The following is a 20,403-nucleotide window of genomic DNA, read 5'->3' as shown; positions in this document are numbered from 1 at the left end:
TGAGCCAATCCTGCTGGGCGAGCCAGTCGCCATACGACAGCCAGTTCACCTCTGCAAACTCGGCCCTCAGCGCAGAGATATCGGCCGTATATCCGACTTCATCGAACCAGGCGAACATCAGTGCCAGGTCTTCGCTTTGCTCCTTGAGTGCTTCGACCGGGAAACCATGGAAGGCGATCTCGCGCCCGCTCGCCCCGGAAACCAGCTCCACCGCATCGGCCATGGTGAGTTCGTCGCCAGCGATGTCGTAGCGCTTACCATAAACCGACGCGCCCCTCTCGATCAGCGCCGCCGCGAATTCTCCGATGTTCTGAACGGCGACCTGTTGCAGCATACGTTCGGCAGGCAAGGCGGCGGCGACACTGCCCTGCTGCAAGGCCGGCAAGCCCCAGGGTGACAGTAGGTTGTCCATGAAATAGACCGGCGCAACGATAGAGTAGTTCAGCCCGGACTCTATCAGCATTTCTTCGACGCGATATTTGCTGTCGAAATGCGGAACCCCGGTCGCCTTGTCGGCGCTGCCAACCGACGAAAACACGACATGGCCGACCTTAGCGGCCTGAAGCGCTTCGATCATGGCCTTGCCCTGGGCTACCTCACTTTCGGGGCCGGTTTCGAACGGTGTGGTCACCATGAATGCGGCATCGGCGCCTTCCGCCGCCGCCTGAAGAGAGGCGGGATCGGTGAAATCGCCGGAACGCAGATCGACGCCGCGCTGCGCGAGCGCGACAGCCGCCGCACCTTCCGGGTTGCGGGTCAGCGCGATGATCTTGTGGCCCTTTTCGAGCAGGGCTGTCACCACAGATCCACCCTGCGCCCCGGTTGCACCGGCAACCAATACAGTTTTTTGGTCAGTCATTTGAACTCTCCTTTTTTCAATCTGATCCGAAATTAGGTGCAAACGAATTGTTGTATTAGGTGCGTAAAATACGCTTTATAATTTCCTGTGTGCGCCAATAAGGACTCCCAATGATCGATTACAATTCCGTTGCCGCTTTCGTCGCCGTCGCCGATGCGGGCACGTTTTCCGGCGGCGCCAGAGAGCTTGGCATTCCCAAAGGCAGCATCAGCCGCAAGATCAGCGGTTTGGAGGCCGACCTTGGCGTGCGCCTGTTTCATCGCACTACGCGCAAAGTAACGCTGACAGATATCGGCCAGTCCTATTACGCGCTTTGCCGGCGAGGCTTCGAAGAACTGACCGCCGCGAACGACCTAGTGACCGAAACCGTGGCGCGGCCCAAGGGCGTGCTTCGCATCGCGGCTCCGGCCGCCTTCGGAACCGGCGTCTTCACCGATTGGGTGACGGAATACCTCAAGCTCTATCCTGAAACGAAAATCGAATTGCTGCTTGGTGATGCCTATGTCGATCTGATTGCTCAACGGATCGACCTCGCCTTTCGCCTTGGCCAGTTGCCGGATTCATCGCTGATTGCGCGAAAGCTGGCCACGACCCAGCGCATCCTGTGCGCCAGCCCCGGCTATCTCGCAGAGAGAGGGGAACCAAAAGTGATCCAAGATCTCGACCGTCACGACGCGATTGTCCACAGTGCTGGGCTTGCCGATGACAGCTGGGCACTTGTGCATGAGGACGGCAGCGACATTCGCGCCACAGTCCAACCGCGACTGGCCGGCCAAAGCATAGATGTGGTCGTGGACGCGGCCCTCGCTGGTGTCGGCATTGCGCTGCTTCCCAAAGCGCCAATTCAGGGATACATCGCAACAGGTCGGCTGGTTCGGGTTCTCGACCGATATGCGACCCCCAGCCAAGGCCTATATGCCGTCTACGCCAGCAACCGACATCTACCGATCAAAGTGCGCGCGTTCATGGACCTGATCGACGAGAAGAAGCTCGTTTCGTGATTGGCAGTCACTCGTGAAACTTCGCTGACGTGGGGAGGCAGAAACCGACATAGTCGCCCCCGAATTGTCGCTGGATCTCAAATCCACCGGGTACCCGAGGCGATAGAAGCAGAGTTACGATAGCGGACCATCATGCGAGGCGCAGCATTCGTCCCGGCTCAAAAGCTGTCATCTGTTGCAGCACAGCTATTCACCCTTGCGGAAGTACGTCGGCCAGCGCAGGAGCGCCCATTCCGGACATCCACCCCACTGTCAAGACTTTGCGGTCGAAGCCCGCATTGCTGCCGTCCCCGGTATGCGCGGGATTGACGTTTCTCTGAACCCACAATCTGCGTAATAAACCTGCCGTTGTCCTCACCGTGCCACTCGCCCTCAGTGTAGCTTTTCCTCATCCTGATACCTGCGGCAACTCGTGGGTCACTCATCCTCTGAGAGAACGGTGGCGGGTTTCCGGGGCGAAATAATGGATTTCACTAATCATCCGTTCCCAGGTAGAGCCGACATTTGCTGCATCTCTGCGGATGGAATACTGTTCCTGATGCCACCGGTTCCGGGTGGCGCGGAAGGTGCCAAAGTTGACGCCGCGTGTAGGCTCCAGCAAAATTTGAGAATGATCCAAACAGTTTTACTTGATATCTCCGGAGTTCTTTACCAAGGGCCCGAAGCGATCCCCGGAGCCACTGAGGCACTTACCCGGTTGCGATCTAGCGGACTGCAAGTGAGATGCCTCACCAATAGTACGCGGCAGCCAAAGCACCGCATCATGGACAAGCTGCGCGACCTTAAATTCGTGATTCAGCCGGAAGAGGTATTTACACCTGTCGCTGCCTGTTTGGATTGGCTTTCGCGTACAGGGCACAGCCCGCGTTTGCTCGTACACCCAGCGCTTGAGGAAGAGTTTTCTGCCTGCGACCGCAATGGACCGCCCGCCGTTATTGTTGGCGATGCCGCCCAAGAGTTTTCCTATGAAAATATGAACCGGGCATACAGATTGTTGCAAAATGGGGCACCCTTGATCGCGCTCGCAAACAACCGCAATTTCAAGGATGAGGATGGGCAGTTAAGCCTTGACGCGGGCTGCTTTGTCAAAGCGCTGGAACACGCTACCGGCATCCGGGCTCAACTGTTAGGCAAACCAAATCCCGGTTTTTTCAGAGCCGCCGTTGCCAGCACCGGCGCCGCTCCCGCGCAGTCAGCTATGATCGGTGATGATGCTGAAAGCGATATTGCCGGCGCTTTGGCTGCGGGCTTGGCAGAGGCGTATCTGGTGCGCACCGGAAAGTTCCGTGAAGGCGACGAAACCCGGTTTGCCCCTGAACCAACGGATACCGTGTCCGATGTTTGCGAAGCGGTGGCCCGCTTGACCGGCCTGGCAGCATGACAGCAGAAGCTATAATTTGATAATCGAGGAAGGGTTTGACCGCGCCGGCGGATTGCCGATAAATCCTGCTATGACCCATCACCCCATCTTATGGACGTTCCGTCGCTGCCCGTATGCAATCAGGGCCCGCCTCGCGTTGGCGTGTTCGGGTGTCAAAGTCGAGTTGCGTGAAATTCGTCTAAGGGACAAGCCGCAAGCCTTCTTGCTAACATCAGTATCCGGAACGGTGCCAGCGCTTCGCCTTGCGGATAAGGTTCTTGACGAAAGCTTGGATATCATGATCTGGGCTCTCGAACAGAATGATCCGCACCGGCTTTTGGACATGCCTCAGGAAGGGTGGGACCTGATTACAGAAAATGATGGTCCATTCAAGGTTGCATTGGATCACACAAAATACGCCACGCGCTATCCGGACATCGACAAGGCGACAGAGCGCATGAAAGCTGCAAGCTACTTGGTCAGCCTCGACAAAAGATTGGCCGGGCGGTCTTGGCTATTTGGAGATCGCCCAACCCTCGCCGATCTGGCACTTCTGCCCTTTGTTCGCCAATTCGCCCATATAGACAGAGAGTGGTTTGACGCACAGGAATGGCCAAATTTGATTGCATGGCTGGATCGTTTTCTGGAAAGCGAAGCCTTCATAAATGTAATGCACAAGTACGCGCCATGGGCAGAAGGCGACGCGCCTCTTTGGTTCGGCGGCTAGGCTCAACATGGCGGTCCCGGCCCATTCCGGACCTTCGCCCCACTGTCAAGATTCCGCGGTCGCGACCCGCTTTCCCGACATTCGCCGCGAGTGCACGGTTCAGACGGCATTAAGTCGGCCTAGCGGACTTTGCTGTCATTGCCGCTTCCGGAACGAACGACCTCATTGCTCATTTTGCGACAGCAGCGAAAAACAGCATGGACAAAAGCTAACACTCGCTGCGGGTACGAAACTGGGTAGACCGGAATCCAGAAACAGACATTCGCAAAAGTTAATAGCACGAGGTAACCACACGCAAAATCAAGCTTCTTGAGGTTGGGCTTATAAAACTCGGTTCTGATTGCATAGTCCGCAGATAACTCCCGCCAACCACCGAAATTGGCATGAGGTGACTGTGCAACGACAAGTGAACGGGGTGATTCTTGTATCTTGTTCAATCATCTTTTGCGGCGCATGATCCAAGGCCATACGTGTTGTCGCGCAGCATTGCCACGCAACTATTCAATATGACCGGAAGCCGTAAGACACAACACGCTCCTCAAAACGGGTGCTGTATATATCTGGCGCTCGCTCGATTTTCATCCCGGCCACGGCGGACGACATACAGTTATCCGCTCAGGCTCGCTCCTTAAAGGGCAAGAAGGAGAACATTATTGCTTCGGTATCTTAGGAAATTTGAAATCTGGGTTTTCTTTGTAACAATCTTGATTGTGAACTCTGTTTTTGTGGCTACAATCTCAGCTGGCTGGTTGCCGTTTGGGGTCTACGGGCACGGACGGTTTCTTTTGCTTGGGGCGACCTTATTCGCGCTAGTATTCTTGGCGCGCGGCAGCGCAGGGGTTTTGGGCGTCCTACGCCCGATGCTGCACTGGCGGGTGTCACCGGTTTGGTATCTGGTTGCACTGCTATGGGGCGCGGGAAACATGGTGCTGTTCCTGCTTGCAAAGGGTGTGGTTACTGGAAACGGTTTGTCAGAGGCCAGCGTGAATGTAAGCCTCGTTCGACGTCCGGATATTCTACTGACCATCTTTGTAGGGTCGTTCATCGGCGAAATCGTTTGGATCAGCTATGCCGTGCGTCGATTGAAAGAAGGCTTCACGCTTTATTCCGCCGCTTTAATCGTAGGCGTGGTCTGGACAATGTGGTGGGCGCCCAATGTGGTGCTCAACATCGGCATCGTGCCGGACTTGCCATTCCTGGCGCTGCTGATTAACCAGACTGGCGTGGCGGCCATGGCCGCTTTCCTTTACTGGCATACAAAAAGCGGGCTGGTCGTGCTGATCGGCCAGATGATGTTTAACGCAAGTCTACTGGTTTTTTCAGTGACCCCGACGACGGGCGGTGTAGTGACTTACTATGCCTTCGCCGTATCTTTCTTCCTGACCACGCTGCTGCTTTATCTTGTTAAAGGTCCAAAGCCGCTTTTGGGTAGACAGACCGAGCCCGAGCATATGGTCGCATGACCCATTGAAATGCGAGCAGAATTTCAGAGGTGAAGCCAGATGGCCAGCCATTGCCAAAGCATACAGCGTAGGGTCAGGATTGGCGGGCTGCGTCACAACAAGACCTGTTTGGCAACCTCAACGGAAAACTGCGTCAGAAAAGTAAGAAAACTGTGTGGTTGCTTTGTCCGCGCTGCCGACAACTTGAAGCTATCTATTGCACGCTGCCTATCAACCTTCGCTTTCAGAAAACCGCGTCGCAGCATTGACTAACTTTTCGGACAGCAGCTGTGGGCCGTTCTCTCCCGGGTTAATGTCGGCTTTCTGCGTTTCACCGCCGTTTACACGAGGTGCAGCATCGGTTGTTTTGGGCTCTTTGCAGACCGCGGAGCTGACACAGCATAGGCCCCTGCCCCGCATTCCCCGGCCCATTCCGGACTTTGGTCGACGGGGCGATCGCTGCGATGCGGCCCGTCAAACCTGCCGTTCGCCGCGAGAGCAAAATTAGGGTCAGTTGAACTGACACATTGAGGACAAAGCGGCCCTTCCCCTCTTATTGCTTTCGGACTATTTGGACTCCTTTAGAAAAGCGATGATGGCCCATCGTTTTGTCTGATCCGCGACCTTCAAGTCGTCACCACTCGCTCCCATAGCATTCCCGGGGATTGCCATTTTCGGGTCAAATAGGAAGGCATTAAGCGTGGCCGCATCCCAGACCCCGCCTTCAGATTTCATAGCCTCTGAGTAGTTAAACCCTTCGACCCCTGCAATCGAGCTTCCGAAGACATTTAGCAAAGGCGGCCCATTGCCAAACTCATTGCTGTCAAGGGAATGACAGACATCACACACATCCACTGCATCGCGCTTAGTCTGCGCGTCGATAGTGGATAGGTCTGCATCGGTCGGTGGCGGTGGCGGCGCCCAATTTGATGACGCGCGCAGCAATTCCGACACCTCTTTATGATTGCGCTTTACGGCCAGGTGAATTGCGGGCTCGCCAAATTTCGTACGTGCATCCGGATCGACACCATTGTCGAGGAGAATGCGCACCACATCTATTGCACCCGCGTGAGCAGCGGCATGTAGTGGTGTTCGCTCATCTCGCCCACCAACAGCGGAAGGGTCAGCTCCATGGGTCAGAAGTAGCTCAACTATGTCAGTATGCTTACGACTGGCTGCCACGCTCAGTGGCGTACCCAAAGCAGAGTCTGCATTAACGTTGGCACCGCGTTCAATCAGAATTCTCGCAGCTTCGAACTGTCCGGACATGCAAGCAAAATGTAAAGGATGGGCCGCTCCGGCCTCATCAACGGGCGCCCCGCCATCCAGTAATTCGACAAGTTTGTCGATGTCACCGGAACGTGCTGCATTCGCAACTTCTCCGGCGTTCGCTAACGTAATCTGAATGCCAAGTGACAATGTGAAGATCAGCCAAAGACAAAAAGACTTCATCAGACTCTCCATTACGACCTAAAAAATCGTGATCCCCGACATGTTAGCATAATTCAGAGCCACATGTTTATGACACCTATGGGCTCCACTGCTGCCATCGGAGCCAGCGCAGCATCTTGCTGGCAGGCCCATCTCGTTAAGTTGAGGACGGCCCAATCCGGACCTTCGCCCCACGGTTTAGATTCTGCGGTCGCAGCCCGCTTTCCCGACATTCGCCGCGAGTGCACGGTTTGTCGTCGGCGAACTCAGATCGCGGACTTAGCCGACGTTTGCCCAGATTGTCCTAAGGTCTGATCTCTCCAAATCGCACGGCATGAGGTTGCGAGTCCGTGTCTTGAACTACCGTCACGATTTCAGCCATTGCTGATACTGGAATGGATGATGTATCCCGCAACGACAGTACCAAGCTAATTGGTCCTCGCAATCAAGCTAGGCTCTCCTCAGGGATGCCCGGTTGGCGAAAAGAGACTTGTAGCAGGCCGAGGATGCGGTGGCTTTGCAAGCCCAGCCTCCTCTTTGCAATGATGTCTGATGCGTACTCTGCGTAGATGAGATCGCTAAACGGTTGCGTCCTCATTGACCACACCAGCGAAGGATTTGAAGAATTTGGCCGCAAGTTTCTTGGCAGTGCTTTGGATCAGCCGGTTGCCCAGTTGGGCCAGCTTTCCGCCGATATCGGCCTTCGCCTGGAAACGCAGGATCGTCGTGTCGGGCCCGTCGGCTGTTAGCGTGACATTTGCGCCGCCCTTTGCGTGCCCGGCGGGACCGCCATTGCCCTGCCCGGCCAACGAAAAGGCATCCGGTGCGCCTGCGGTGTCGAGTTGGACGTCACCGCTGAACCGAGCCTTCACCGGCCCGACCTTGAGGACGACCTTTGCCTCCAGCTCAGTGTCAGAGTGCTTGATCAACTCTTCACAGCCGGGAATGCACTGCTTGAGTACCTCGGGGTCGTTCAGCGCTGCGTAGACTTGCTCTTTAGATGAGTTGATGACGATTTCGTCTGCCAGTTCCATGGGATGTCCTTTTAACAACAGGGAAACTTGATGGTGGCCATATGGTCGGCCTGTTCGGGCGTAAGCGCGAGCTTGTGGCGCAGATGGGCTGCGACGTATCGAATGATCTTCACGTGATGTCCTCCAGCATGTCTGCCCTGAGAGCGGTGTACGCCCCGGGTGTGTCCACGTCCGTGTAAAACCCGGGGGAGGCCATTGGGTGAAACTGGACGTGTTCAGGATGGGTGCGGGTGAACTTTTTGCAACCCGGGGACCTGGGGTCCGCCAGGAGCCGCGCGCGCAAGGCTGCGGGAACCACGATCGGGTTGCCGCGGCGCTGATCCACCGCCGGAATGGAGATGCGCGCGCTGTCAGCCGCCGCATGCGCCGCCAGCAATGACTGGATATCGCCAGGCGTCAGAAGCGGCTGATCCCCCAAACCGATCAGCACCGTATCGGTATCAACTGCCGTATGCAGCCCGCAAGCCACCGAGGTGGGCTGTCCCTGCCTAAAATCCGCGTTGAAAACGGTTTCGGCACCGCTGCCTGACAGGGCGCCGTCGATCTTGTCGGCCTGATGCCCGGTGACCACTACGACGCGCCCGCCCGTCCCTGCGCGATAGACATTGACCATGTGCCGGATCATGGGAACCCCGCCAACGGGCAACAGCAGCTTGTTGTGCGCGCCCATGCGGCGCGACAGCCCGGCAGCCAGGATAATTCCAACCACATCACCCATCGGTTTGCCTCATCGCGGCGCGCCGATCCTGTACCAATTGCGCCAGTATCGACAGCGCGATTTCTTCGGGCGTCACTGCGCCCAGATCAAGGCCTGCCGGGGCTTTCACGCCGTCAATGGCGGATTGTTCAAACCCGGCAGCGGCAAGCTTTTCGGCCAAAGACGCGTATTTCTTGCGGCTGCCGACGAAAGCCACATAAGTCGTTTGTGCGCTCAGCGCCGCCTTCAATGCGTCAAGGTCACCTTGTCCTTGGGTCGCAATCACCACGAATGAACGCTGATGCGGTTTGCTTTGTGGCGGGGTCGAAGCCACTGACCAGTGAAACTGCGGGGCAAGGTTACTCAGTACCTGCGCCACAGGCGATGCGCCCATGACCACGAGTTGAGGTAACGGCAGGCAGGGTTCAATGAAGATGTCGACTGTGCCGCGCGAGGGGCACCCGTTGCGGGCAAATCTCGTGCCGTCCATTTCATCGCCAGCGGCCACACCCTTTTCGGCCAGCAAGTCCTCTGGTGCGACGGATACAAGCTGCGGCGTCCCATCTTGCAAGGCTTGTAGGGCGGCACGTTTGACCGCGCCACGGGTACAGCCGCCGCCAAGCCAGCCTTGAAGGATCGTCCCATCCGCGCTGAGCAGCGCCTTGGCCCCCGGCTTGGCCGCAGTGGACCCGGCCGTGCGCACGATGGTTGCAAAGGCGAAAGGTTCGTCTTTGTCGCGCAACTCCTTCGCGGCCTCAGCCAGATCGGTTGAAAGGAATTCAGCCGGGGTCATAGGCGTGCCAACTCTTGTTCCAGCGCAGCCAGATCACCCAGCGTGTTGGCCGCCTTGAAGGCGTCCAGATAAGGGAGGGCCGCCGCCATCCCTTCGGCCACCGGTGCGTAATCGGCCCAGCCTTTCAGCGGGTTGAGCCAGACCACTTTGCAGCCGCGTTTGCGCAGTTTCGCCAGAGCGGCAGCGATCATACAAGGTGCTTCAGTGTCGTAACCGTCTGACAAGATCAGCACGACGCTGCGCCCATCGACAAAGCGTTTGGCATAGGTGTCGGCAAAGCGCTTCAGCGACGGACCGATCTTCGACCCCCCGCCAAACCCATCGGCCATCAATGACATCCGTCCAATCGCGCGCATCGCGTCTTTGTCACGCAGGGCCTCGGTGATCCGCACAAGGCGGGTGTGAAAGAGATAGGCGTCGGCGGCCGTGTCTGCTCGCATCAGGCCAGCGAGGAACGCCAGAAAAACCTGTGCATACACGGACATGGAGCCGGAAACATCACAAAGCGCGACGATCTTGCGCGTGCGGTCCGGGCGCCTCCTGCGCAACAGGTGCAGTGGCTCCCCGCCGGTGGCCAGGCTGTGGCGAATGATCTTGCGAAAATGCAACCGATCACCTTTGCGCGCGGCAATGCGACGGCGGGATCTCGTGTCGCGCAAGGCGGCCCCGAGGCGGCGCGCGATGTCTTCGGCTTCAGCGATTTCTTCCGGACGGACAAGGTCGCGCAAGTCACGCCGGTTGAGGTTGCGTTGTTCGGTGGCGATCAACTTACCGGTCCCGTCGCTGTCCGCCGCCCCGCCTGTGTCGTCAGGGGCAGTGGAGGCTCCGGATGCGCCAGCGTTTTCGCCCTTGGCATCGCGCGAGGAATGCACGTCATCACTGACCTTGGAAGACGGGGTGGGCACGACCTTTTGCCTGACACGGCCCATATCCATCCAATAGCTGTCGAAAAGATCGTCAAACCGTTCAGATTCTTCCTTGCAGCCTGTGCAGACCGCACGCAGCGCGCGGCGGCTGTCGTCTGGGCGGATTGCGTCCACCTCGCCAAGGGCCGCCATGGCCAGGTCCGCTTCCGCCACACCAAGCCGCAACCCGTTTTCACGCAGATGGGCGATGAAGCCCGCGACCCGAGCGGCAGGTCCGGGGTCGCGGCCTGCGAATTTCGTCACCCGGCTCATGCGGCCTTGCCTGCGATGCGCCCTGTCACCTCTGGCGTGATCTGGGCCTGATCGCTTTGGGTTTTCAGCAACGTCGTCAGCGTCGATTGCAGGACCGCAGGGTTGTCGGTCAAATCGGCAATGCCGAGCCCCATCAACGCCGCGGCAAAATCCAGCATTTCGGCAACGCCGGGGGTTTTCTCCAGCTCTTCCTGACGCAGCTTTTGCACAAAACCAACGATCTGCTCACCCAGCCGCGCCTCGACCTCCGGGCAGCGGGCCTTGAGGATCGCCAGTTCGGTCGCACGGTCCGGATACTCCACGTAGGTATAAAGGCAGCGGCGGCGCAGGGCGTCGGACAGGTCGCGGGTGCCATTCGAGGTCAGGATCACGACAGGGCGGCTTGTCGCGGAGATCGTGCCAAGCTCGGGGATCGACACCTGATAGTCCGAGAGGACTTCCAGCAGGTAGGCTTCGAACTCTTCATCCGCCCGGTCGATTTCGTCGATCAGGAGGACCGGGGGCGTGTCTTGGGTGATGGCCGCCAGCAACGGGCGCTCCAGTAGAAAGTCGCTGGAGAAGATGCGATCTTCGACCGCCTTGCCGGATTCGCCAGCCTCGGAGGCCGCCCGTATGGTAAGCAGCTGTCGCTGGTAGTTCCATTCGTAAATGGCCTGCGCCGCGTCCAGGCCCTCGTAGCATTGCAGCCGGATCAGGCGCGTGTCCATCACCGCAGACAGCGTGCGGGCGATCTCGGTCTTGCCGACACCTGCCGCCCCTTCCAGCAACAGCGGACGGCACAGCGACAGAGCCAGTTGCAACGCAACGGCCAGATCGTCTGAGGCCACATAGCCTTGGATAGCCAGCGCGGTTTTCAAGTCAGTCCAGGTCATTCGTGTCTCCGTAGGGCGGGGGTCGCCCCGCCCTACCAAAAGGGTCAGTCGTGCAGGCCAAGCTCATTGGCCGTGCGCCAAATCCGCCAGTGATCATGCGGCATGTTGGTGTGCCGGTTGCCAAACGGGCGGAACGCGTCCTGCACCGCGTTGGAGAAACAGGGCACGCCGCCCACATGCGGGCTTTCACCCACGCCCTTCGCTCCGATGGGATGGTGCGGGCTTGGTGTGACGGTGTAGTCGGTTTCGTAATTCGGCACTTCCCATGCGGTTGGCAGGAAGAAGTCCATCAGCGTGCCGGTCTTGACGTTGCCCATGTCGTCATAGGCAATCTCTTGCCCCAAGGCGACAGCAAGGGCCTCGGTCAAACCACCATGCACCTGGCCTTCGATGATCATCGGGTTGATCCGCGTGCCGCAATCGTCCAGCGCATAGAAGCGGCGGATTTCCGGCACACCCGTGTCCACGTCGATGTCCATCACACAGACATATGCTCCGAACGGATAGGTCATGTTCGGCGGATCGTAGTAACTGACGGCCTCAAGCCCCGGCTCAATTCCCGGAATGGCTTGGTTGTAGGCTGCAAAGGCGATTTCCTTCATTGTCTTGAACTTTTCAGGCGCGCCTTTCACGACAAACCGATCGACATCGAATTCCACGTCATTGTCGTGAACCTCGAGCAGATAGGCCGCGATCATCTGCGCCTTGGCGCGGATCTTGCGGCCGGCCATGGCCGTGGCAGCACCTGCCACAGGGGTGGAGCGTGACCCGTATGTGCCAAGGCCATAGGGCGCTGTATCGGTGTCGCCTTCCTCGATGGTGATGCTGTCGGCAGGCAAGCCGATCTCAGAGGCGAGGATTTGCGCAAAGGTTGTCGCGTGGCCTTGCCCCTGACTGATGGTCCCTAGTCGAGCAATCGCTGATCCGGTCGGGTGGATGCGGATTTCGCAGCTGTCGAACATGCCAAGCCCAAGGATGTCACAGTTCTTGACCGGGCCAGCACCGACGATTTCGGTAAAGAAGCTCAGGCCAATGCCCATCAGCTTGCGCGTCTTTCCAGCCTTGAAATCTTCGACCCTCTGGGCTTGTTCGGCTCGCAACCCGTCGTAATCGACGGTCTTGAGCGCCTTGTCCCATGCGGTGTGATAGTCGCCGCTGTCGTATTCCCAACCAAGGGCGGCCGTATACGGGAACTGTTCTTTCTTGATGAAGTTGATCCGGCGCAGCTCGGCTGCGTCCATGTTCAACTCAATAGCTAGGACCTCGATCATGCGTTCGATGAAGTAAACCGCCTCGGTCACCCGGAACGAGCAGCGATAGGACACGCCGCCCGGGGCCTTGTTGGTGTAGACGCCGTCGACCTCCAGATAGGCCGTCGGGATGTCGTAGGAGCCGGTGCAGATGTTCATGAAGCCCGCCGGGAACTTGGTGGGATCGGCGCAGGCATCAAAACCGCCGTGGTCGGCTGTCACATGGCAATGCAGCCCGGTGATCTTGCCGTCCTTGGTGGCAGAGATCTTGCCGGTCATATGATAGTCGCGGGCAAAGGCGGTGGTCATCAGATTGTCCATCCGGTCTTCGATCCACTTCACGGGCTTGCCCGTGACGATCGACGCCACGACCGAGCAGACATAGCCCGGGTACGCGCCAACCTTGTTTCCAAAGCCGCCGCCGATATCAGGGCTGATCACGCGGATGTTGTGCTCTTCAATGCCCGAGATCAGCGACACGACCGTCCGGATCGCGTGGGGCGCCTGAAAGGTGCCCCACAGGGTCAGCTTGCCGTTGACCTTGTCCATCGACGCCACACAGCCGCAGGTTTCCAGCGGGCACGGGTGGGTGCGGTGGTAATACATGCTTTCGATCGCGACGACCTCGGCGTTGGCGATGACCTCTTCTGTGGGATCCTTTTCGCCCGCATCCCACGTGAAAATGTGGTTGTGATGCTTGCGCGGCCCGTGCGCGCCGTCCGGCAGGGAGCCGTCTTCACCAACTAGGTCTTCGCGCAGCACAACGTCGGATTGCAGCGCTTCAAAAGGATCGACGATGACGGGGAGTTCCTCGTAGTCGACCTCAACCAGTTCGATCCCGTCCGCGGCAGCATAGCGATCTTCAGCTACGACGAAGGCCACTTCCTGACCTTGGAACAGAACCTTGCCGTCAGCGAGCACCATCTGCTTGTCGCCAGCCAGCGTTGGCATCCAGTGCAGGCCCAACGGCTCCAGATCAGCCGCGGTCAGGACAGCCAGCACACCAGGTACTTCCAGCGCAGCGGCAGTATCAATGCTCCTGATGCGCGCATGGGCGTAGGGAGAGCGGACAAAGTCGCCAAACAACATGCCGTCCAGCTTGATGTCATCGACATAGTTGCCCTTGCCTTGTGTAAAGCGCGCATCCTCGACCCGCTTGCGCGAGCAGCCCATGCCTTTGAGATTGTCGACACGTTCTTCGCGGGAAATATCATCCTTCATTCTGCGGCCTCCTTGGCTGCATTCATTTCGGCCGCGGCGGCCTGAATGGATTTCACAATGTTCTGATAACCCGTGCAGCGGCAGATGTTGCCGGCCATGCCAAAGCGGATTTCTTCTTCGGTCGGGTTGGGGTTTTCTTCCAGCAGCTTGGTCGCCCGAGTGATCATACCCGGCGTGCAGTAACCGCATTGCAACCCGTGGTGTTCCTTGAACGCCTCTTGCAGCGGATGCAGGTCGTCCGGCCCGCCGATGCCTTCGATTGTTGTCACCTCGGCGCCATCGGCCTGTGCCACGAACATGGTGCAGGATTTCACAGATTTGCCGTTGATGGTGACGGTGCAGGCCCCGCAATGGGACGTTTCGCAGCCAATATGCGGACCGGTGATGTTCAGCCGTTCGCGCAGGGTGTAGATTAGCAGTTCACGTGGTTCGGCCAGGAATTCTTCGTCCTTGCCGTTTACGTTCAGCTTGATGTGCATTTTCTTTGACATGATGTGTTCCCCCTACGCCCGCGACCAGGCGCGCTCGATGGCGCGACGCAAGATGACGCCCGCCACGTGGTTCTTGAATGCAACGGGGCCGCGGTTGTCCTCGGTCGGGTCGATATCGCCCAGCATCCCAGCCACTGCCGCATCGAGTGCGGCGGCATCGACAGACGTTCCCACCAGCGCAGCGCCTGCATCCTCGGAATAAACCGGCGTGTCGCTGAGGTTCGTCATCGCGATGGATGCGCTGACGCAATTGCCGCCGTCCTTGACGATCTGCACCGCGGCGGCGGCTGTGGCGTAGTCGCCGATCTTGCGCTTCTGCTTTTCGTAGGCGTAGCCGCCCTCGGGTGCTGGGATGGTCACGGCGGTCAGCACTTCTTCATCCTCGCGTGCGGTCATGTAGGCGGCCTCGTAAAACTCCCGCGCGGGGATATCACGCTCGCCATCCGGGCCGACCACGGTGAATACCGCATTCAGGCATTGCATCAGCCCCGGCATGTCATTGCCCGGGTCGCCGTTTGCGACGTTACCACCGACGGTGCCCATGTAGCGGACCTGGGGATCAGCAATCAGCAAGGCGGCCTCGCGCAGGATCGGAGCTGCATCCGCAAGCTCGGCATGGTCGATGATATCTGCCTGCGTGACCATCGCGCCGATCCGGATGCTGCCGGCCCTGATGTCGATATCCGACATGCCGCCGACATCCTGGAGGTCGATCAGGTGCGGGACTTCGGCCATCCGAAGTTTCATCATCGGGATCAAACTGTGCCCACCCGCCATGACGCGCGCATCGTCTCCGTGTTCTTCAAGAACGGCCAGCACACCGGCTATATCCTGAGGACGGTGATATTCAAATGCCGCTGGAATCATCGGCTCTCCTCCCTAAAGCGAATGTTCAGTGTCGGAGCGAGATTGCATACGGCCACATGCCACATCACCGGAAAATCAATAAAACACAGGTCTTTTGCACGAAATGCGCCTGCTCACGCACCAACTGCGCCGCCTTGCGACGCAAGCACGTTTTGAACGGCCTTCAGTTTGGAACGGCTGACGGGTGCGGGCGGCAGATCGCCCCCGTCGAAAAGGCAGCGTCCCTTGTCCTTGTTTCTTTCGAAGCGCGAGACACGCGCCGGGTTGACCAAGTAGCTGCGATGGGTTTGCAGGAACCCCAACGGCAAGAGCCGTTTGGAGGCCATGGTGATCGGCCAGACACAGAATAGCCGTTCGGTCTCAGTATAGATCTGTGTGTAATGCCCATCAGCGCGCACGAACACCAAGTCCCTTGCCCTGACAAAGACCTTGTTGCCATCCGCTTCGCAGGGGATCTGCAGATCCGCCTTCAGTTCCGGCGCGGGCTCCACTTGCTGACGCTCCTCTTCTGATCCTGGCGTGACCAGATATGTCACGCTCACCCAGAGGCACGCGCCGAAAATCACGAAACTGAAGAAGATCACACCTAGCGCCAGCGTTTCATTGCTCATGCTGGGGCCAAACTCAGCTGCGGTGGACGCCTGCACAAAATTGGTTTCCGCAATCGCCAGAAAATGTGCCGAGCAAACGGCAAACGCAAAGCATATCGTCCCAAGCACGATGTTGCGGTTCGTGCGCTTTCCATAGGCAATCCAGAAGGCAAGAATACACAGCCCGATGGCCACGATGGAAGAAAAGACGACGCCCGATGTCGTATAGACCGCGCGGCACAGTTCCAGGCCGGCCATGCCGATATAGTGCATGACCAGAATGCCGGTCCCAACAATGCAACCCGACAGCGAAATGATGAACGGTGTGCGGTCGGCGAAATGCAACAGGATCAGGGCCGCGCCAACAAGCAGGATCGCTGACAGTGCCGACACCAGCGTGATGGCCGCGTCATAATAGAACAGGATCGGCAGGTTCAAACCAAGCATGGCTACGAAATGCATTGCCCAGATACCGCCGCCCAAGGCGATGGACGCAAGCGCGATCGACGCTTTTTTCTGGAACATCGGCTTTTCTGACAGGTCGCGGGTGAGCGAAAGACCGGTGAACCCCGCGACAAGTGCCACGACGCAGGACATTGCGATCAGGAAGCTGCTATGGTCGACGGTCAGAAACTCCATGCCGAAAAGGATGGCCAAGACTGGAGCGATTTGCAATCAGTGCCGTTCGCACGGCCTTCATTTCTTGCGTTGGAGCGCGGTCATCTACAGCCGCAATTCTGAACGACTGAATTTTCTGCGGTTGATACGCCGGAGCTGCAGAAACTCAAATGCAATATTCCGATAAAAGACATTCATGCACTGTGCAGCATTCGGTACTTTGGGCCCCAAGCGGCCATCCGATGCTTTGCGTCGAGCACTGAAAACAACGAAGGGACGAAGGTCGGCTCAGCGGGACAAAACGGCCTTTTGCTCACGCAGTTATTGCTGACGCAGAAAATCGTCGCAGCTGCGGGGCGAAAAATTCTGCGACGCAGCGGATTTCACTGAACCAGTTCTTCATCCGCGTTGATCGCGCGGAAATTCGTATAGCCTTTTCGCGGCGTTCAGCTTCGACAATCGAGACGCGCAACGGCCCCGCCTTTTACCCACGCAGCTTTCTCTCACACAGAAAACCTTTGCGCTTGCGATAGCGATCATTCGGCAGGCGGCAGATTTCCCCTGGCCGGTCGTTTAGTTCAGCGGATTTCGGCTGAAGCCAAGCCAGCCTTCCGCCGCGACCTGGCCCTACAATCCAAGAGCAGAAAACGCGAACCCTTGCCGAAGAATTGGCAAAAGGTTCTTCACCTCAAGTATATGAGCTTTACCGATTTCTCAAACCCAGCTTGGCAAGAATTTCTTCTCGCAGGTTAGTCCTGGCCAAGGTCGAGGCGGCCTGCGTTGAGCCAACCTGACAATTCTGTTCGTTCGCTTGGGTCAGGAGGTCCGGCGGGTATCGGGGGGTCAACTGGCAACGGATTGTCTGATCCTACTACTTTTCTAACGGTTACTGACTCTGCCGAAATGTTCCAGACTAGCATATCCTGAGCCAAGGTAAGCGGCCCATCATAGGTCATTCGAATTGCCGCAATTGTATCGGGGGCGATGTCGAAATCGGCAAACGTATGATAGGCAATCGCGTGTCGCGGCTCGATTGTCGCGAATAACTTCCCGCATGCATCCGGTGGTGTGTGAACTACCGTTGCAACCAAACGAGCACGTTCGGGATCGTAGTTCTTTATGTCGATAAATTGTTGTACCGTTAGGTAACATTCATGGATGACAAGATCAGCCTCTTTGGCGTTCTCGACGAACCATCTGTTGGGGTTGGTATCACCCGAATAAACAAACTTAAGCCCGTTCCATTCCAAGCTGTAAGACACAGATCCATCAATGCCGTGTATCGCGGGCCAGGATCGTATGACCACGCCATCGTTCTCATAAACCACCTGCGTCTTCGAATAGTCGAACTCAGTTACCTTTAGATGGCCTCCCGCCGAGGGCATGTTTCCGCGGCGGCCAGCAACGTCCCACGCCAGCATTTTTTGAAGCCCATCCATTGCCGCCGCGGTTCCAAACTCCGGTTTCAATCCACTTGGCCCCCAGATCTGTAAAGGTACCGTCCGGTTGGAAACCCATCCGCCGACAAAAAGCGCATCCAGGTCACCGATATGATCTACGTGCAGATGGCTGATGAACACTTTGTCGAGATACGTGTAGGGAATCTCCAAGGCTGCCAAATTGGCTAACGAACCAGTCCCGACATCAAATAGAAACTTGTCACCGTTCCCAAGTTCGACCAACCATGATGCAGACGCTTGGGAGCGTCGAAAGTTGGGCGTTCCAGTACCCAGCGAGACAACGCGCATCTCCGCTTCACCAAGTGGTTCAGTATTCGGATAATAGAACTTTCGCGCCTCCAGCGTACTGTCAGAAGCCGCAGGTGAGCATATCGAAGCAAATGCCAGGCCTAGAGTTGATATCATATTCAATCGCACCCTTAGTCCCCCCAAACCTTTTTGATTTCGATAAGGATACTACGAAATGCTATCAGCCCGAAGTCGAACGACTGCGCTTTGACGCGGGACGGACGCGTAAGAGTACTGCGTGTGACAACGACGCGTGCAAAACCAACGCTTCAATCAGGTCGGAGGTACAAGCCAAGAAACTGATCGAAAATGGCGTTTGTTCAACCCAATTGATCGGAAGTTATTTGTCCACCAAAACTCGCCAGTGCCGGTCTATTACACTCGGCCAGTTTTCATGCAGTTTCAGATCGTTCGTTGTCTCACCCATCAGGGTCATGACCATCATCCGGCCTCGAATCTCGGCATCAGGGGGCGCAAAACCGAGCTCTTCGAAAAGCCACGCAGAAAACTCAAATCGTCGTTTCATTGCACGCTTATAACATTGCGCGGCATCGGCATCGGATTTTGCCCAAACCGCGATAGCTCCATCCGGCCTGGAAGCGTCTTCGCGGATAACCTGATGCATCAATACCCTTATCCGCTCTTCAGGCGGCCCCTGGAACTGAAGTGCGTCTTCGATGATATGTCCAGTCAGAGCGTCTTCCCAAAATAGTAAAACTGAGTCGAGAAGATCCTTTAAGTTCTGAAAATGCCAGTAGAAACTCCCGCTTGTCAGGCCAAGCCTGCGGGCAATTGCAACAACTTTTACACCCTCGATTCCTCGCTCCCTCAGAACGTCTAGTGTCGCAAGCAGCCAATCTTCCCGTGACGCCTTTCCCCGTTTTTCAATTATCCTTGGTTCAGCTTCCATAGACACCTCTGTTGACATAGAGCAGTCTATGGACCTACCGTAGAGATGTCTACGGAGAATGGGGGGCTCACGAATTTGTGTGCTGAATGACTAATTCAGAATGGAGGGGGAACTATGAAAAGCTTGCTCAATTCCGCAACGGCTTTGGTTCTTGCAATGGGGATCGCGGCAGCTGGAACCGCCGCAGCGCAGAACATGTTGCCCACGGGTCGAACGGCTGCCCCCATTGAAGATGGCGTTTATCCGGCATCCTATTTCCCAAATACTGAAATACTTGGCGAAGATGAGATGCGGATAACTGCGTTAGGGACAGGTATGCCAAACCAGACAAAGGCCGCTGTTTCAATTTCGTTTTATGTGGAATTGGGCAACGGTGATGTCTTTCTGTTCGACGTCGGCACCGGATCAACGGGTAACTTGTTCTCGCTGCGCCCGGACTTTGCGAAAATCGATAAAGTTTTCTTCAGCCACCTGCACGTTGATCATGTCGGGGACTTTATGGGGCTGCATGTTGGTGGTTGGCTATCAGGTCGGTATACACCGCTTCGCATCTTTGGCCCTTCGGGATCAGAAGATGAGCTTGGAACCAAAGCCTACGTTGAGGGTATGTCCAAGGCTTATGCGTGGGACCTTGCTACACGTACGGGTGCGTTGCCGGATGAGGGCGCCAAGCTTGAAGTCACCGAGTTCGACTACATGCAGGAAAACGAAATCGTTTATCAAGACAACGGTGTCACCATTCGTTCCTGGCCTGCAATCCATAGTCTCGACGGTTCGGTCAGCTATTCTCTTGAGTGGAATGGGCTGAAATACGTTTTCGGCGGAGATACCTACCCGAACAAGTGGTATGTCGAATATGCCAAAGGAGCGGATCTTGCTTCCCACGAGGCTTTCCTGCCACCTGAGGCGCTGGCACCGTACTTTGGCTGGGACATGACGCAAGCCACATATGTCGCCACGCGTGTCCATTCCGAGCCAGCGGCATTCGGAAAGGTAATGTCCGCCGTCGAGCCGCGCATGGCATTGGGATATCATTCCGTGCTTTCACCAGAAAACTATCAGGCGATTTTGGAGGGTGTGCGGTCGACCTACGATGGACCACTCACGCTGGCACGTGATCTTCAGGTGATCAACGTAACCAAAGACCAGATTGTCGTACGCGAGGCGAGCGTAGATGATTATGCGTTGCCGCCCGCGGTAAGCGACGAGTACATCAATGCACAGCGTTCAGAGGAAAAAGAACCCTCCGACAAGGTCAAAGCAGGTAAATGGGACGGTTACACGCCACCGCCTATGCCCGATCAAAACTGACGT

General features: G+C 57.2%; 18 protein-coding genes. 5 read left to right on the top strand and 13 right to left on the bottom strand.

Annotated features, from left to right (window positions below):
* On the bottom strand, window positions 1–859 hold an 859-nt coding region (locus tag AC2TCY_RS21710; protein ID WP_480850677.1), incomplete at its 3' end, for an NmrA/HSCARG family protein.
* 110 nt (window positions 860–969) lie between these two features.
* Here AC2TCY_RS21710 and AC2TCY_RS21705 point away from each other — a divergent pair.
* From AC2TCY_RS21705 to AC2TCY_RS21690, 4 genes are all read left to right on the top strand, one after another.
* Window positions 970–1,860, top strand: coding sequence for a LysR family transcriptional regulator (locus tag AC2TCY_RS21705; protein WP_480850676.1), 891 nt, complete (start codon window positions 970–972; stop codon window positions 1,858–1,860).
* A 463-nt stretch (window positions 1,861–2,323) separates the two neighbouring features.
* Window positions 2,324–3,241, top strand: a complete 918-nt coding sequence (locus tag AC2TCY_RS21700; RefSeq protein ID WP_480850675.1) for a TIGR01458 family HAD-type hydrolase — start codon at window positions 2,324–2,326, stop codon at window positions 3,239–3,241.
* 70 nt (window positions 3,242–3,311) lie between these two features.
* Window positions 3,312–3,947 (top strand): glutathione S-transferase, encoded by a 636-nt coding sequence (locus AC2TCY_RS21695; protein ID WP_480850680.1) that lies wholly within the window; start codon window positions 3,312–3,314, stop codon window positions 3,945–3,947.
* Between the two features lie 653 nt (window positions 3,948–4,600).
* Window positions 4,601–5,410 (top strand): hypothetical protein, encoded by an 810-nt coding sequence (locus tag AC2TCY_RS21690; protein WP_480850673.1) that lies wholly within the window; start codon window positions 4,601–4,603, stop codon window positions 5,408–5,410.
* A gap of 546 nt (window positions 5,411–5,956) precedes the next feature.
* Here AC2TCY_RS21690 and AC2TCY_RS21685 read toward each other — a convergent pair.
* The 12 genes from AC2TCY_RS21685 to AC2TCY_RS21630 form a co-directional block, all read right to left on the bottom strand.
* Entirely contained in the window at window positions 5,957–6,841 is an 885-nt protein-coding gene (locus AC2TCY_RS21685) for an ankyrin repeat domain-containing protein (RefSeq protein WP_480850671.1), read from the bottom strand.
* Window positions 6,842–7,398: 557 nt separating this feature from the next.
* Complete coding sequence (locus tag AC2TCY_RS21680; RefSeq protein ID WP_480850670.1) at window positions 7,399–7,854, bottom strand: SRPBCC family protein; 456 nt, start codon at window positions 7,852–7,854, stop codon at window positions 7,399–7,401.
* A gap of 109 nt (window positions 7,855–7,963) precedes the next feature.
* A complete protein-coding gene (locus AC2TCY_RS21675; RefSeq protein WP_480850668.1) occupies window positions 7,964–8,572 on the bottom strand; it encodes a nucleotidyltransferase family protein in 609 nt (202 codons plus the stop codon).
* Window positions 8,565–9,344, bottom strand: coding sequence for an XdhC family protein (locus AC2TCY_RS21670; RefSeq protein WP_480850667.1), 780 nt, complete (start codon window positions 9,342–9,344; stop codon window positions 8,565–8,567). The genes AC2TCY_RS21675 and AC2TCY_RS21670 overlap by 8 nt, the downstream gene beginning before the upstream one ends.
* Complete coding sequence (locus AC2TCY_RS21665) at window positions 9,341–10,522, bottom strand: vWA domain-containing protein (protein ID WP_480850666.1); 1,182 nt, start codon at window positions 10,520–10,522, stop codon at window positions 9,341–9,343. The genes AC2TCY_RS21670 and AC2TCY_RS21665 overlap by 4 nt, the downstream gene beginning before the upstream one ends.
* On the bottom strand, window positions 10,519–11,394 hold the full coding sequence (locus AC2TCY_RS21660) for an AAA family ATPase (RefSeq protein ID WP_480850664.1): 876 nt from the start codon (window positions 11,392–11,394) through the stop codon (window positions 10,519–10,521). The genes AC2TCY_RS21665 and AC2TCY_RS21660 overlap by 4 nt, the downstream gene beginning before the upstream one ends.
* A gap of 44 nt (window positions 11,395–11,438) precedes the next feature.
* Window positions 11,439–13,865: an aerobic carbon-monoxide dehydrogenase large subunit gene (locus AC2TCY_RS21655; protein WP_480850662.1), complete on the bottom strand. Its 2,427-nt coding sequence runs from the start codon at window positions 13,863–13,865 to the stop codon at window positions 11,439–11,441.
* Window positions 13,862–14,356, bottom strand: coding sequence for a (2Fe-2S)-binding protein (locus AC2TCY_RS21650; RefSeq protein ID WP_058281632.1), 495 nt, complete (start codon window positions 14,354–14,356; stop codon window positions 13,862–13,864). Before AC2TCY_RS21650 ends, AC2TCY_RS21655 begins: the two co-directional genes overlap by 4 nt.
* 12 nt (window positions 14,357–14,368) lie before the next feature.
* The gene (locus AC2TCY_RS21645) at window positions 14,369–15,223 is read right to left on the bottom strand and encodes an FAD binding domain-containing protein (RefSeq protein ID WP_480850660.1); all 855 of its coding nucleotides are present in this window, start codon (window positions 15,221–15,223) and stop codon (window positions 14,369–14,371) included.
* Between the two features lie 113 nt (window positions 15,224–15,336).
* On the bottom strand, window positions 15,337–16,452 hold the full coding sequence (locus tag AC2TCY_RS21640; protein ID WP_480850679.1) for an MHYT domain-containing protein: 1,116 nt from the start codon (window positions 16,450–16,452) through the stop codon (window positions 15,337–15,339).
* 728 nt (window positions 16,453–17,180) lie between these two features.
* Window positions 17,181–18,296, bottom strand: coding sequence for a guanitoxin biosynthesis MBL fold metallo-hydrolase GntH (gntH, locus tag AC2TCY_RS21635; protein WP_480850659.1), 1,116 nt, complete (start codon window positions 18,294–18,296; stop codon window positions 17,181–17,183).
* Window positions 18,297–18,519: 223 nt separating this feature from the next.
* Entirely contained in the window at window positions 18,520–19,089 is a 570-nt protein-coding gene (locus AC2TCY_RS21630; RefSeq protein ID WP_480850657.1) for a TetR/AcrR family transcriptional regulator, read from the bottom strand.
* 114 nt (window positions 19,090–19,203) lie between these two features.
* Between AC2TCY_RS21630 and gntH (AC2TCY_RS21625) the strand changes: the two genes are divergently transcribed.
* Window positions 19,204–20,400 (top strand): guanitoxin biosynthesis MBL fold metallo-hydrolase GntH, encoded by a 1,197-nt coding sequence (gntH, locus tag AC2TCY_RS21625; RefSeq protein WP_480850656.1) that lies wholly within the window; start codon window positions 19,204–19,206, stop codon window positions 20,398–20,400.
* Window positions 20,401–20,403 lie beyond the last annotated feature (3 nt).

The sequence above is a fragment of the Ruegeria sp. HKCCD7181 genome, from assembly GCF_057221055.1.
This window is presented reverse-complemented; position numbering and strand designations above follow the sequence as displayed.

What these genes read in the sequence shown, in the direction of transcription:
- AC2TCY_RS21630 (WP_480850657.1), bottom strand. Translation starts at nt 19,089, where the DNA reads ATGGAAGCTGAACCAAGGATAATTGAAAAACGGGGAAAGGCGTCACGG.
- AC2TCY_RS21675 (WP_480850668.1), bottom strand. Translation starts at nt 8,572, where the DNA reads ATGGGTGATGTGGTTGGAATTATCCTGGCTGCCGGGCTGTCGCGCCGC.
- AC2TCY_RS21680 (WP_480850670.1), bottom strand. Translation starts at nt 7,854, where the DNA reads ATGGAACTGGCAGACGAAATCGTCATCAACTCATCTAAAGAGCAAGTC.
- AC2TCY_RS21645 (WP_480850660.1), bottom strand. Translation starts at nt 15,223, where the DNA reads ATGATTCCAGCGGCATTTGAATATCACCGTCCTCAGGATATAGCCGGT.
- AC2TCY_RS21640 (WP_480850679.1), bottom strand. Translation starts at nt 16,452, where the DNA reads ATGGAGTTTCTGACCGTCGACCATAGCAGCTTCCTGATCGCAATGTCC.
- AC2TCY_RS21670 (WP_480850667.1), bottom strand. Translation starts at nt 9,344, where the DNA reads ATGACCCCGGCTGAATTCCTTTCAACCGATCTGGCTGAGGCCGCGAAG.
- AC2TCY_RS21700 (WP_480850675.1), top strand. Translation starts at nt 2,324, where the DNA reads ATGGATTTCACTAATCATCCGTTCCCAGGTAGAGCCGACATTTGCTGC.
- AC2TCY_RS21650 (WP_058281632.1), bottom strand. Translation starts at nt 14,356, where the DNA reads ATGTCAAAGAAAATGCACATCAAGCTGAACGTAAACGGCAAGGACGAA.
- AC2TCY_RS21695 (WP_480850680.1), top strand. Translation starts at nt 3,312, where the DNA reads ATGACCCATCACCCCATCTTATGGACGTTCCGTCGCTGCCCGTATGCA.
- AC2TCY_RS21655 (WP_480850662.1), bottom strand. Translation starts at nt 13,865, where the DNA reads ATGAAGGATGATATTTCCCGCGAAGAACGTGTCGACAATCTCAAAGGC.
- gntH (WP_480850659.1), bottom strand. Translation starts at nt 18,296, where the DNA reads ATGATATCAACTCTAGGCCTGGCATTTGCTTCGATATGCTCACCTGCG.
- AC2TCY_RS21685 (WP_480850671.1), bottom strand. Translation starts at nt 6,841, where the DNA reads ATGAAGTCTTTTTGTCTTTGGCTGATCTTCACATTGTCACTTGGCATT.
- AC2TCY_RS21665 (WP_480850666.1), bottom strand. Translation starts at nt 10,522, where the DNA reads ATGAGCCGGGTGACGAAATTCGCAGGCCGCGACCCCGGACCTGCCGCT.
- AC2TCY_RS21705 (WP_480850676.1), top strand. Translation starts at nt 970, where the DNA reads ATGATCGATTACAATTCCGTTGCCGCTTTCGTCGCCGTCGCCGATGCG.
- gntH (WP_480850656.1), top strand. Translation starts at nt 19,204, where the DNA reads ATGAAAAGCTTGCTCAATTCCGCAACGGCTTTGGTTCTTGCAATGGGG.
- AC2TCY_RS21660 (WP_480850664.1), bottom strand. Translation starts at nt 11,394, where the DNA reads ATGACCTGGACTGACTTGAAAACCGCGCTGGCTATCCAAGGCTATGTG.